Below are 13534 nucleotides of genomic sequence, written 5' to 3'. Positions count from 1 at the left end.
CATAAAGAAAGGCAAGTGCACCTAAACAGGACACTTGCCTTCTTTTTATTTTCTAGGAATACCAATCGCATGACCGAGTTGTTTCGGTGTTTCAAATTCCCCTTGTTCCTCATAATATGTTTTGATGTTATCAAAAACAAAATCTGGAAAAGCACTGCTGCGACGTTGTTGGTTATCAATAGCCATCATGATAACCTCATACGTTGCAGTCGGTATTTGATCTTGATTAAACATCTTTAAAAAGAAATGTACACGTTTATGGTCATAGTCATAAACATAAACTTCTACCGTAAACGTTTCATCTAGCAACATTTCTTTTAAGTAAGTGATATGTGCTTCTAAATTAAAAATTGTTGTGTCATGTTTTTGTCGGTAATCAATCGAGAACCCCATTTTCGCAAAGAAACCGACGACCGCATCACTGAAAATTGAAAAATACTGTGCATCATGTAAATGTTGATTATGATCAATCCAAGAAGGATGCACCTTATCCTCATAAGTATAAATGTACCCCATATTTAATTTTCCCCCTTTAATGCATATAACTGCAGTGTATCATATAAATGAAATCGATAGCTTGGACGTACTTTCTTTAGACTATGATGACATTCGTATGAAGTGACTAAAGTAGGAGAAACGTTCCTGAAATTGAAACAGGATTAGAATTATTTTATTCGCACATTCTAAAAATGAATTCAAATTATCAATTTAAGTAATAGATACAATACCAACTATTTTGCTGAAGTGTATTATCAATGAAATTTATCATCGAAAAAGTATAGTAAATGTTAAAGAATGTATAAAGAATAGAACTAAAATATTCTTCTGTATAAAGTTAACTATTTTATGAAATTTGTGTATAATGATTTGTAATAATGCAACACATTAAACAAATGGGGGGATATCATGAAGAGGCTATTATGTTTATTAAGTGCATCAGTATTAATTTTAGCGGCTTGTGGTGACAAAAAAGAGGAGTCGGAGAAAGAGGAAACATCTAGTTTAGATGCGAAACAAGCAAAAACAAAAGAAAAAGCTAAAATTAAAGATAACGCAGTTGAAATCAAAGGGGTAAAGGTGAAAATTGTGGGTACAGAAATTGTGCCTAAGGGGACAACAGAATATCAAGATGATGATGTTTTAGTTGTAAAATATGAAGTGACGAATAACAGTAAAGATGACAATGAAGTTAAACCAACTAGGTCTTATTTGAAAGTGTTTGAAGCGTATCAAGATAGTAAAGATTCAGAAAAGCGCTTAGATTACGGTCATGTAAGAGGAGAAACTTATGATAGTGAAAGAGATAAAGGTGAAGATAATATTAAAAAAGGAAGTACAATTTCATCTATTGAAACGTACAAGTTAAATGATTTAGAGTCACCTGTGTTATTAAAAGCGAAAGATCAAGAGAACTACGAGGATCCAAACATCGGTTCAATCAAAATTAATATTAAAGACAAGAAATCATCTGATAATAAATCATCTGATAAGAAGTCATCTGAAGACGATATTAAAAGTGAGGATATGACTGACTTATAAGAAATTAAAACACTGGAATAAACGATATTTCAGTGTTTTATTATGTTGGTTTAAATCAATAAAGTTTATCAAATAAGTTGAAAAAATAAGTTAATACGGTATGATAGTAATAAATAAAATAGTTCTTATTAAGAGTGAGTGGAGGGACTTGGCCCTGTGAAGCTCCAGCAACAACCGCAAGGTGACGTGCTAAATCCAACAAGGTAACTTGAAAGATAAGAAGACGTACGTGAAGCGCTTCTTCTTGCAAGGAGGGCTATTTTATTTATCCAAAATGAGAAAAAGGTGGTAAATAAAATGACAACATTCGCTAAACAACAAATCAGAGAGAAAATGCAAGAGCTGGAACAATGGGAGAATTATGAACCAATGAATATGGCTAGCAGTATGGGAAGAAAAGCCCAAATTCATGATATTGAGGCAACAATCAGACAAATGGTTCCATTGGAAGTGATTAAAGATTGGCTAGAAGAAAAGTAAGAAAGAAGAGAAGTTCATGATCGCAATCAGTGCGTGTTTAATTGGAGAGAATGTACGTTACGACGGCAGTCATAAATTGAATGATACATTACGCCAACTTGTTCAAGAGGATAAAGCGATAGCGCTATGTCCTGAAGTATTAGGCGGTTTGACTACACCGAGACTAGCAGCTGAAATTGTTGGCGGGGATGGTTTTGATGTGTGGTCAGGTCGTGCTAAAGTCATTGCGACGACAGGTGAAGATGTTACGGAGGCATTTAAAGAAGGTGCATTAAAGACATTGGAATTGCTACAAGCACATCAATGTACGGCAATGATTCTAAAGTCGAAAAGTCCTTCTTGTGGAACCTTGAAATCCGGCGAGGGTGTCTGTACAGCGTTATTAATACGGCACGGAATTACAATTATGAATGAATTAAACTGGAGAAAAAAATTAGATTTCACGTCGATTTAATTTTTAGTGTGAATTTTCTTATTGACAGAATATTCTTTTAACTATAGACTAGGATTAATTCAAATAATATTAATTGATTATGATGAGTAAAGTACATATTGAAGAATTAACAGAGAGCTTTTGGTTGGTGTGAAAAAGTAATTCGACAATATCGAAAATGGACTCTGAATCTGTCAGCTGAATCGTTAAGTTGGCACGTGTTAGCAAACGTTACCACTGCTCGAGTATGATAGTACTGTTAAGGAGAAGTATGGACTTCTTGAAACTGGGTGGTACCGCGCAGAATCGAATTCTACGCCCCTGTAAAGCTTTAGTATAGGCTTTATGGGGGCTTTTTTATTATTTGAAATAAGAACATAAACATAGGGGGAAGTTAAGATGAGTGAATTATTACGTTATGATATTGTAGGAAGTTTCTTAAGACCAGAGGCATTAAAAGAAGCGCGTGCAGCGTTCGAAAAAGGAGAAATCGATCAAGCTGCCTTAAGAGAAGTAGAAGACCGTGAGATTAAAACATTGATTGAGAAGCAAGTAGAGAATGGTTTGAAATCAATTACAGATGGAGAATTTCGTAGAAGTTGGTGGCATTTAGATTTCTTCTGGGGATTGAATGGTGTAGAAACAGTCAAAGATGAAGGCGGATTTGAGTTCGATGCGGTTCAATCTCGTATTGAAACAGCACGTTTATCAGGCCCGATTTCAGGAGACAATCATCCGTTTGTGGCAGACTTCAAATTCTTATTAGCTCATACACCAGAAGGTATCGAGGCACGTCAAACTGTACCAGCACCTGCCAGACTCTTCTCAGAGCTGACACGAAAAGAAAATATTGAAGCAACACGCAAATATTACGAAACAGATGACGCATTAATTGATGCCATTGCGGATGCATATCAAACAGTGATTGAAGATTTATATGAAGCGGGTCTCAAAACGATTCAATTTGACGATACAACATGGGGGCGTTTAGTCGGAGACCAAACTGAAATTAACGGTAAAAACGGTGACCAACAAGAAAAAGAACGCTTAAAACAATTATTCAAAGACGTGAATAACCGCGCAATTGAACGTTTACCTAAAGACTTGCGTGTTCAAACTCATATTTGTCGCGGTAATTACCGTTCCACATGGTTCGCATCAGGCGCATATGACAGTGTCGCAACACCGTTGTTCGACCAAGAAAATGTAGATGCTTATCTTTTAGAATACGATAGTGATCGTTCAGGTGGATTTGAACCGCTTCAATACGTATCAGATGATAAACAAGTCGTATTAGGTCTCATTACTTCTAAAGATGGTGAATTAGAAGATATTGATGAAGTCATAAAACGTATTAAAGAAGCGTCACAATATATCCCGTTAGACCGTTTAGCTTTAAGTACACAATGCGGCTTCGCATCAACAGAAGAAGGTAATAACTTAACTGAAGCACAACAATGGGCTAAAATTCGTTTAGTCAAAAGTATTGCGGAAGAAGTATGGCCTGAAAAAGTAAAAGGTTAAATCATCAATACATTAATGAATGATAGAAGATGAATTTCACTAGAGAAGGTGGAATTCATCTTTTTTTATTCATTTCTTTAAGTTAACTTCACAAAAGTCACCAAGCTGACAAAGATTTTTAATCACTACCTTGTATTATTTAATAGTAAGGGGTATATTATAAGTGAACTACTATTAAACATTAAACAGTACTGAATAATGTGTTGGAGGTTTGCTATGAATATACAATTTAAGAAAGGCGCACTTGAATTTTTAGTCTTGCTTATTATTCAAGGTGAAGATCAGTATGGCTATTCACTTGTACAAAAGATAACACCGCGTATCACAATCGCAGAAGGTACCGTCTATCCTTTAATGCGCCGTTTAGTTAAGGAAGGTTATTTAACAACTTATTTTAAACCGTCGACAGAAGGACCAGCACGCAAGTATTACCGAATTACCGAAGAGGGTCATGAACGTTTAGAAGCACTACTTGAAGAATGGAAGGCCTTTACAGAAGCTGTAGATTTATTTATTGAGGAGAGTGAGAGAGATGAGTAAACAAGAATATTTACAGTTATTAAATCGTTATTTAACGCGCGTTTCACCGGAAGAACGCCAAGATATTTTAAACGAGTATGAAACACACTTCATCAGTGGTAAAGAAGCAGGAAAAACTGAAGAAGAAATTTCCCGGGAATTAGGTAATCCGAAAGACATCGGGCGTGAAATGAGTGCGAATGCGGCGGTAGATAAAGCAGAATCTTCTCGCAATGCCGGCAATGTCACGAATGCTGTGTTAGCGGTTATGGGATTAAGTATTTTAAACTTCTTCGTTATTACCATTGTAATTGCGACATGGTTCGGTGTGCTTTTATCTTTAGGTGTGGCGACGCTTACTTTTCTAGCTGCACCTATATTCTTACTGGTCAAAGGCATGATAGATGGATTTGGAGAAATTATTCCTCTAGATATCTATGTTTCATTTACATGCTTTGGAATCGGATTGATGTTATTTACAGTAACGTACCTTGCTTATAAATGGAGCTTCGTTCTCTTTATGAGATATTTACGTTGGAATATTAAAGTTGTGAAAGGAAGTGCGCAATCATGAAAAAAGCATTGTTGATTATCTTTAGTATAGGCTTAGTGATTACAGTCGGTTTCGGAATTGCGGGCTATGTAGAAGGAAAAAAGCAACTTAAAAAAGCTGATAATCCAATTCATTACACAAAAGACTATAAGCATGAAGATGCGAAAATAAAAAACTTGAAAATCAATACGGATACATCAAACGTCATCATTAAAAAAGGTAACCACTTCCATGTTAAAGGGGAAGGTGGTATTAAAGGAAAAACAAAAATTAACAGTACTATCAAAGGTGATACATTAGCGGTTGAATCAAAACTTCCAAACCCTACGATTAATTTTACATTTGGAAATATCACAAACAGCACCATCACAATTACAGTACCTGAACGTCAATTGTCAGATGTGACAATTTATAATGATACAGGAGACATGACAATTGAAGGTTTAAAAGCGAATCATTTAGAAGCACAGTTGGACACAGGAGAGTTAGTGTTAAAAGCAGTTGATCTTAATAAAGTAGATTTAACAAGTGATACAGGTGATATTGAAATCACACAAACACTTTTCAAAAATATGAGAATTGGAAATGATACTGGCGATACTGAAGTCAAAGGTATCAAAGGCGATGTGAATCTCCAAGTACAATCAGACACAGGTGATATTGAGGTAGATTATGCAGAACCACCTAAAAATACTAAGGCTATTCATAAAGAAGATGTAGATATGGATATTCATCAACCTGCTTTAAAAGCAAAACGTTATGGCAATGCTTCGCACACAATTGAATTAGAATCAGATACAGGTACAGTAGAAATTAATTAAAGTTATCACTATGAGCACCTAAGCAGAGAAGTTCTGTCTAGGTGCTTCTTTATATTGATAAAATTAATATTTTTAAATTTATTTTTGTATATAAGTTTAATTACTTTTTTCTCGTTTATGTATACGTTAGAATGTCTTTTGCGAAAATGAAAGAAAGGAGAAATATATGATTAATCTGTTATCAGCCATTGGATCTATCGGGACATTTATTATGGCTTTGTTCTATTTAGTGTCTGTATCGATTCAACTCTATCAACTGCGTATTTCATTTACGCCAGCCATTGGTTTTAATCAAATTTTACTGCAGACAAGTAAAAATGATCGATTGAAGTTATTTAATATCAGCGCAGCAAACCAAGATAGCAATCGCTTTTTAAAGCTGTATAACTTAGGCGGCGGTGCCGCAAAAGAAGTGATAGTCACAATCACACACATGGGTAAAGAAGAAGTACTTCAAAGGAAATATGTCAGTATTTTACCAAGTAAAGAGTATTATCTTGTGCCTATTAATGAAGGTGTCTTTCATGAATTAGAAGAAACGATTCAACAGAATGGCTATGAAGCAGCTTTAAAAGTAGATATAAACTTCAAACACAACTTAAGCCGTAAAACACAGCATATAGAGTTATTCGGTAAAATCGATAGTTTCAATCAATTAGATGAAAATCCAATCTATGAATTGCAGTTTGTTCAAAAATCTGCGATTAACCAATAGTGAATGGGCTCCAAAATATCAAGTTTGGGGTCTTTTTTTATGTATGAGCATAAATACTTGCATTATTCCTAAAGTAGTATTATTATATTAAGTATAATAAGTATATCAGAAGAACAACGTCCTCATTATAAGATAGAAAAGAGTAGAAAAGGGAAGTTATTCAAAGATAAGGAGATGAAATAAATGAACAACAACAACTTAAAAGGTATGCACCATGTCACTGCGATTACAAGTGATGCGATTAAAATATATGATTTCTTTACAGACGTATTAGGTCTAAGATTAGTGAAAAAAACAGTAAACCAAGATGATATCCAAACGTATCATTTATTCTTTGCGGATGATGAAGGGAATGCAGGAACAGATGTCACATTCTTCGATTTCCCTGGAATTCCTAAAGGTACACATGGAACAGATGAAATTGCACGTATTACATTACGTGTACCATCAGATGCGGCGATTGAATTTTGGAATGACCGTTTAAGTGAGTTTGACGTGAAACATGAAGCGCCAACAGAACTATTCGGTAAAAAAATCTTACGTTTTGAAGATTTTGATGGCCAACTTTACACATTAATTTCTGATGAATCAGATTCAGCAGACAGTGTAGAACCAGGTGTTGCTTGGAAAAATGCGCCAGTACCAGAAGAATATGCGATTGTCGGTTTAGGACCTATCGAATTAAACGTGAGCCGTTTCGATCCATTCAAACAAATTTTCGAAGAAGTATACGGCTATAAAGAAGTTGAATCTGAAGGCGACTATCATTTATTCGAAACAGGAAAAGGCGGTAACGGCGGACAAGTTATCGTACGTAAACTTGGCGGCAACCCAGGTATGCAAGGTTATGGTACAATCCATCACACTGCGTTCCGTGTGGCTGATAAAGATGAATTAGATGTCTGGATTGACCGTATGAATAAATATCAAATCGGCAACTCTGGATTTGTAGAACGTTACTTCTTCAAATCACTTTATTCTAAATTCTATCCAGGTATCTTAATTGAAATTGCGACAGATGGTCCAGGTTTCATGGGAGATGAACCATACGAAACAGTAGGTGAAATCTTATCATTACCACCATTCTTGGAACCAAAAAGAGAACAAATCGAAGCACAAGTACGTCATATTGAAACAACGCGCCACAACCAACCAGGCCGTACAAATCAATAATTTATCACTAAGGAGGCAGGTATCATGGCTTTAGATACAATGAAGCACATTTTTAGAAAAGGTCAAAGTTCAGATCAACCTACATTCATCTTATTACACGGAACAGGTGGAGACGAATCTGATTTATTCCCGCTCGCATTACGTTTGAACCCAAACTATAACATGTTAGGTGTGAAAGGAAATGTGGATGAAAATGGTATGACACGTTTCTTCAAACGTCATGGTGAAGGTCAATATGATTGGAAAGACTTAGAAGAACGCGGCACAGAATTATATGAGTTCTTACAAGCAGCCGCAAAAGAATATGACTTTGATTTAGAAAATGCAATCTTAGTTGGTTTCTCAAACGGTACGAACATTGCGATTAACTTACTATTACGTGAGGAAACTAAATTTGCGAAAGCATTATTATTCGCAGGGCTTTATCCAACACACATTGACCATGTGAAAGATTTAAGTGGCACAGACATCTATCTTTCAATGGGTACGCATGACCCTATCGTACCTGTATCTGAAAGTGAACGTTTAATTGATTTATTCCAACGTTCAGGTGCGAATGTTACAACACATTGGACACAATCACACGGCATTACTGAAGAGTCACTTAATGAAGCAGTGAAAGTTGTGAACGAACAATAAACTTAAATAATAGCTTAATAGACACGTGATTGAAGGACCTCCAGACCAATTCAATCAAACCCCGTAATCAAGCACTCAGGCTTTTTGACTAAAATTCAAAAAGTGCTGAGTGCTTTTTAATATGTGAAAGTATAATAAAAAGCTTCTGCAGACACAGAAGCTAAATTAATACGGATAGATCTTTTTAAATTCAGAGTATTAAAGCGAGAATATTCTTTAATATAATCAACGCGACCAAAAAAACGATAACGCTGGATACTTTGTTAAGAATTAAAATGAATTTGCCAGACTTATCGACAGTGCCGACTATACGTCCTAAAACTGCCAAGAAGATAAACCAAATCCAAGAAATGGAGATGGTGGCGATAGAAAAGGCCAATTTGTCATCCCCTTCATAGATTGAGGCGCTTGTCCCAATGACACCGACTGTATCCATAATAGCGTGTGGGTTAAGTAAGGAAACAGAGAGTGCAAATAGAATTTGTTTCTTAGGACTCATCGGTTCAATTTCATCAATATTAGAAGGCTTTTCTTTCCAAAGTGACCAAGCCATATAGATTAAGAATACAAAACCAATGATATAGATCACTAATTGTAACGTCGGCATAGACATTAAAATCAAAGACACACCGAGTATTGCGACTACAATTAAAAATGTGTCACAAAATCCTGCAGTGAGGATGACAGGTAAAGCATGCGTCAATTTTTTCTGATTCGCACCTTGGTTAAACACAAAGACATTTTGTGCGCCTAAAGGCAAAATCAGACCTAACGCTAACAAAACACCATGAAGTATCGCTTGTAACATAAATGACTACCCACTTTCTCTATACAATGTCTCTTTGATTTTGTGATTGGGCTAAGCGTGTACATAAAGAGGGATTGTATGTATGTTAGTTAATTTGTAGTATATACAAAAACTAAACGGTGAACAACGCATAACAAAAAGACAAATAAGATAGGTATATAATTCAGTCTCTCATTCGTTTGTAATCTATTTTGTTAACTCGAATTAAGAATTTATTAAACTTTGGTTTATGGTGTATGCAGATACAAAACGCTACACTGAAAATAGGAAATTAAGTAATTATTTTCTATGGATTTTCATTAGTTGACCGCTATATGAAACCAATTATCCTTATTCGTTGGATATCCGGATTTTGGCTATCGTTCAAAATTCGGATTTTTTATTTCTTTGAGAAAAGGCAGGTTACGCTTTTTATGGTTTTAATGATTCTAGGTTTATTCTTTATTATTCGCTTATACTCTTTATCCATCTCTATTCGTCATGAGCGTGAATTGATTGCGCAAGGTGCAGTGCAATATGGCGCAAAGAACTCAAAATATCTTGCGTTATTACATATTTTAATTTATGTGGCCAGCTTTGTTTATGCGACAATCGCTCAACCCGCATTTAATGTAGTATCACAAATTGGCCTCGTATTACTGATCGTCAGTTATGTGATGTTGTTTTGGGTCATTCGTACACTAGGTCCAATTTGGACGTTGAAGGTCTACATACTTAAAGAACATCATATTGTAAAATCAGGGCTCTTTAAATTCGTTAAACATCCCAATTACTTCTTAAATATTATTCCTGAATTAATCGGTGTGATTTTATTAACACAAGCTTATCCAGTAAGTGTACTGCTTATTCCGTATGCAGTTTCACTATATGTACGCATTCAACAAGAAGAAAGCGCGATGGCACATCTTAAATAAATAACATAACGGTGTAAGACTAAGAACAAATTTTAAACGTTCTTAGTCTTTTTTGTTAAGAGTTTTACAATATTTAATGGCGTTTAATTGAAGGTGGAAATAAAGAGGAAAGAGAACCTATAATAGAATTAATACGAATGTGTTGGAGGTGAGTAAGTATGTTGAAGGTGAAAGCACCGAAACATCTCTTTTTGGAAGGGGGAGATGAAGCGGTGTTGTTGTTGCATTCTTTTACTGGGACTGTACAAGATGTCAAAGAAGTAGCAGAAGCATTACATAAAGAGTGTTATACCTGTTATGCGCCTTGTTATAGGGGGCATGGTCTGCCTGTTTCTGAGTTCGTACAATATGATATTAGAGATTGGTGGGAAGATGCAGAAGCGGCTTATGGTTTTCTACATGCAAAGGGATACCGTAAAATCACTGTTCTTGGCGTGTCGTTAGGTGGTATTTTTGCATTAAAAATAGCTGAACAATTTGACGTAGATCGTGTGATTGGGATGTCAGTGCCTTATCATAAATCTGCAGAAGGTGTGTTAAGCAGATTGAACCATTATGGTACACGACTACAATACTATATTGGTTGTACTGAAGAGGAACAAGCAGAAGAAATGGCATATGTGCCTGCTTATCAAGAGGGTGCCGCCCATTTTGAAGCGTTTGTGAATCAAACCATGAATGAGCTTGGCAGAATCAAAGCACCGACGCTGTTATTATACGGTGGAAAAGATGATGTTTCGTATAAGGAAAGTGTAGATAGCATCGCTAAAAAGTTGGTTCATGCATCGGATATTGAAACTGGATGTTTTGAGGATTCAGGTCATTTAATGACAAGAAGCACAGAGAAACAAAAAATCATAGAAAAAATCATTAATTTTATGTAAGATTAAAATGAATTTTTGTGAAACCGTTTTACTTAACAACGAAAGTAGCGTAAAATCATACAAGATAATGTTTTTTTCAGAGTGTTCGTATATGATAAGATGGCCATAAGAGTACTTTTACTATTAAATTTTCTACGAACACTCGAACCGTGTGTTGACTGTGATAGTTAAATATAGAGTATTCGATTGTAAATCAACAAACAAAAACTAATTACCCTGAAAAATAGATATTTCCACCCAAGAAGAAGAGAAAGATGAATTGGAGGGATTTCGTTATGAAAAACGAAATAGTCAACAACGCGATTGAGCTATTTGCGAAAAAAGGATACTATGGTTGTACTTTAGAAGAAATAGCCAACAGTGTATCTATAAAAAAAGCGAGCTTATACTATTATTTCCCAAGTAAAGCTAATATTTATGAAGCATGTTCAAATAGAATTATCCAATATTTTAATAGAATCTTAGACTTACAAGAAAATATATCGCAACGTACTTTAGAAAACTTACGTCAATTTATCATAGATATGGTTTTTAAACCTAACATCAGTTATTTACGTATGTATATACAATTTAACCAAGCACCAAATGAGTTTAAAGAACAACTGTATCAAGGTATTGCTACGCTGCATAGTAAATTGAGTCGTATTTTAGAACTATATTATGAAGCTAATGATATTTCAATGCCAATCAGAGAGTTTAAAGATTTAATGTTAGGTATCATGGAAAGCGGCTTTATCAGAACAACTTTCGTTAATTACTTTGATGAATTAAGCTATCGCAGATATACTATGGAAAAAGATGTTGAATCAACATTGAACGCTTTGTTGGAACTCAAATAAGTTCATACCCATCATAACTTTAAAGCAAGATGAGATTATCCAAAAGGGTAATCTTTTTTTATGCCATTTTGAGTTGAAAATGAATGCATAAGCAATGTTAAGTAGCTTTAAGAGATACGGGATAGAAAAAATCGAAAATATATGAGAAAGCCTATGATGACAAGGTTACAACAAGATATTCTGTTTAATTGCTAGTTGAGGGATTGCTATATTTGTGTTATAGTATACTTACTTACATGAACGCTTTAACGCTTTAAAGTAAATTAGTTTTTTTAACCTGAAAATAACAGAAAAGGATGAGCAGCGTGTCGAAACAATCACAGTGGAAAACCTCAACCGGTTTTATTTTAGCAAGCGCAGGTTCGGCCATCGGATTAGGGGCCATGTGGAAATTCCCATATATGGCTGGTATCTATGGCGGCGGTGCGTTTCTACTTATGTTTTTAATATTTACAATTTTTATAGGCTTGCCGTTACTCATTATGGAATTTACAATCGGTAAGCTTGGAAGAACTTATACAACCGCTATTTTCGGTAAATTATCAAATAAGAAATGGACAAATGTTATCGGCTGGAGCGGTAACCTCGCTGTCTTTGTCTTATTTGGTTTCTATAGCGTTGTTGGTGGTTGGATTATGATTTATATCGCACAAGTTGCGATGCAGATAATAGGACTAAGAGACGGGACACTTGGCAGTATTCAATTTGAACAAGTCATCTCAAGTCCGCTTTATACCATGTTAGGACAAGGTTCTTTTATCTTAGTGACGATGGTAATTGTTATGTTAGGTGTTGAGCATGGGCTTGAGAAAGCATCTAAAGTTATGATGCCTTTGCTGTTCATCTTTTTAATATTAATTGTGGTACGTTCACTCTCATTAGAAGGTGCTTCTGAAGGTGTACGTTTCTTATTAGAACCACGTATGGAAGAGCTATCTATGGAAGGTATTCTCTTTGCGCTTGGCCAATCATTCTTCGCCCTCTCATTAGGAACGACAGGGATGATTACGTACGCAAGTTATGCCCCTAAAGAAATGACGATTAAAACTTCTGCGTTATCCATTGTAATTATGAATATTATTGTGGCTTTACTTGCAGGTTTAGCGATCTTCCCTGCAATCAATGCGTTTGGTTATAAACCAGAAGAAGGTCCTGGCTTACTCTTTAAAGTACTGCCGCATGTATTTGAGAAAATGAGCTTTGGTCCAGGATTTTATTTCATCTTCTTGATTTTATTCTTATTCGCAGCGTTAACATCATCCATTTCATTACTGGAATTGAATGTGTCTAACTTTACTAAGAATGACAACCGTAAACGTGGTAAAGTAGCTTTAATCGGCAGTATATTAGTCTTTATTATCAGTATCCCAGCAACTTTATCATTTAGTACATTAAGTCATGTACACTTTTTAGCGGGTACGATTTTCGACAATATGGACTTTTTAGTTTCTAATATTTTAATGCCTTTAGGCGCACTTGCGACGACTTTATTTGTCGGTCAATTATTGAAAAAAGAAGACCTGAAATCAGTATTTGGTAATGATCGTTTGAAAATTTTTATGCCTTGGTATTACTTAGTTAAATATGTCTTGCCTGTGGTAATACTCTTAGTTTTCGTCATCCAATTCTTTAATTAAAATAAAATGAATCACAAAAGAAAATTCCCGTTGCATCATGCATGCAGCGGGAATTC

At 35.2% G+C, this 13534-nt stretch carries 16 protein-coding genes, 1 riboswitch and 1 other annotated feature; of the genes, 14 read left to right on the top strand and 2 right to left on the bottom strand.

Annotated elements, in window-relative coordinates:
• Positions 1-45: 45 nt before the first annotated feature.
• Positions 46-516 carry a thioesterase family protein gene (locus KRR19_RS09840; RefSeq protein WP_002480358.1) on the bottom strand — a complete coding sequence of 157 codons (471 nt, stop codon included), beginning with the start codon at positions 514-516 and terminating at the stop codon, positions 46-48.
• 390 nt (positions 517-906) lie between these two features.
• On the opposite strand from KRR19_RS09840, the gene KRR19_RS09835 reads away from it, so the two are divergent.
• From KRR19_RS09835 to KRR19_RS09790, 10 genes are all read left to right on the top strand, one after another.
• Entirely contained in the window at positions 907-1539 is a 633-nt protein-coding gene (locus KRR19_RS09835) for a DUF5067 domain-containing protein (protein WP_002480359.1), read from the top strand.
• A 122-nt stretch (positions 1540-1661) separates the two neighbouring features.
• A riboswitch (SAM riboswitch) is annotated at positions 1662-1761 on the top strand.
• A 75-nt stretch (positions 1762-1836) separates the two neighbouring features.
• Positions 1837-2019 carry a hypothetical protein gene (locus tag KRR19_RS09830; protein WP_002480360.1) on the top strand — a complete coding sequence of 61 codons (183 nt, stop codon included), beginning with the start codon at positions 1837-1839 and terminating at the stop codon, positions 2017-2019.
• A 16-nt stretch (positions 2020-2035) separates the two neighbouring features.
• Positions 2036-2473 (top strand): 2-thiouracil desulfurase family protein, encoded by a 438-nt coding sequence (locus KRR19_RS09825; protein ID WP_002480361.1) that lies wholly within the window; start codon positions 2036-2038, stop codon positions 2471-2473.
• Between the two features lie 70 nt (positions 2474-2543).
• Positions 2544-2778: a binding site (T-box leader), on the top strand.
• A gap of 73 nt (positions 2779-2851) precedes the next feature.
• On the top strand, positions 2852-3976 hold the full coding sequence (locus KRR19_RS09820) for a 5-methyltetrahydropteroyltriglutamate--homocysteine S-methyltransferase (RefSeq protein ID WP_002480362.1): 1125 nt from the start codon (positions 2852-2854) through the stop codon (positions 3974-3976).
• Between the two features lie 216 nt (positions 3977-4192).
• A complete protein-coding gene (locus KRR19_RS09815) occupies positions 4193-4516 on the top strand; it encodes a PadR family transcriptional regulator (protein ID WP_002480363.1) in 324 nt (107 codons plus the stop codon).
• On the top strand, positions 4509-5069 hold the full coding sequence (locus KRR19_RS09810) for an HAAS signaling domain-containing protein (RefSeq protein WP_002480364.1): 561 nt from the start codon (positions 4509-4511) through the stop codon (positions 5067-5069). Before KRR19_RS09815 ends, KRR19_RS09810 begins: the two co-directional genes overlap by 8 nt.
• Complete coding sequence (locus KRR19_RS09805; protein WP_002480365.1) at positions 5066-5869, top strand: DUF4097 family beta strand repeat-containing protein; 804 nt, start codon at positions 5066-5068, stop codon at positions 5867-5869. The genes KRR19_RS09810 and KRR19_RS09805 overlap by 4 nt, the downstream gene beginning before the upstream one ends.
• A 166-nt stretch (positions 5870-6035) precedes the next feature.
• Positions 6036-6584: a hypothetical protein gene (locus KRR19_RS09800; RefSeq protein WP_002480366.1), complete on the top strand. Its 549-nt coding sequence runs from the start codon at positions 6036-6038 to the stop codon at positions 6582-6584.
• Positions 6585-6767: 183 nt separating this feature from the next.
• Positions 6768-7757, top strand: coding sequence for a ring-cleaving dioxygenase (locus KRR19_RS09795; protein WP_002480367.1), 990 nt, complete (start codon positions 6768-6770; stop codon positions 7755-7757).
• Positions 7758-7796: 39 nt separating this feature from the next.
• Positions 7797-8396: an alpha/beta hydrolase gene (locus tag KRR19_RS09790; RefSeq protein WP_031262377.1), complete on the top strand. Its 600-nt coding sequence runs from the start codon at positions 7797-7799 to the stop codon at positions 8394-8396.
• A gap of 190 nt (positions 8397-8586) precedes the next feature.
• Here KRR19_RS09790 and KRR19_RS09785 read toward each other — a convergent pair whose 3' ends face one another.
• The gene (locus tag KRR19_RS09785) at positions 8587-9204 is read right to left on the bottom strand and encodes a LysE/ArgO family amino acid transporter (RefSeq protein ID WP_002480369.1); all 618 of its coding nucleotides are present in this window, start codon (positions 9202-9204) and stop codon (positions 8587-8589) included.
• A 413-nt stretch (positions 9205-9617) separates the two neighbouring features.
• Here KRR19_RS09785 and KRR19_RS09780 point away from each other — a divergent pair, with 413 nt between their 5' ends.
• The 4 genes from KRR19_RS09780 (at position 9618) to KRR19_RS09765 (ending at position 13478) form a co-directional block, all read left to right on the top strand.
• A complete protein-coding gene (locus KRR19_RS09780; RefSeq protein ID WP_002480370.1) occupies positions 9618-10118 on the top strand; it encodes an isoprenylcysteine carboxyl methyltransferase family protein in 501 nt (166 codons plus the stop codon).
• A gap of 158 nt (positions 10119-10276) precedes the next feature.
• Positions 10277-11002 (top strand): alpha/beta hydrolase, encoded by a 726-nt coding sequence (locus tag KRR19_RS09775; RefSeq protein WP_002480371.1) that lies wholly within the window; start codon positions 10277-10279, stop codon positions 11000-11002.
• 275 nt (positions 11003-11277) lie between these two features.
• Complete coding sequence (locus KRR19_RS09770) at positions 11278-11841, top strand: TetR/AcrR family transcriptional regulator (RefSeq protein ID WP_002480372.1); 564 nt, start codon at positions 11278-11280, stop codon at positions 11839-11841.
• A 305-nt stretch (positions 11842-12146) separates the two neighbouring features.
• Entirely contained in the window at positions 12147-13478 is a 1332-nt protein-coding gene (locus KRR19_RS09765; protein ID WP_002480373.1) for a sodium-dependent transporter, read from the top strand.
• Positions 13479-13534: the final 56 nt, after the last annotated feature.

The organism is Staphylococcus sp. CWZ226 (genome assembly GCF_018986355.1).
Lineage (GTDB): Bacteria > Bacillota > Bacilli > Staphylococcales > Staphylococcaceae > Staphylococcus > Staphylococcus simulans.
The sequence above is the reverse complement of the archived record's forward strand: the minus strand, read 5'-3'. Positions and strand labels throughout refer to the sequence as shown.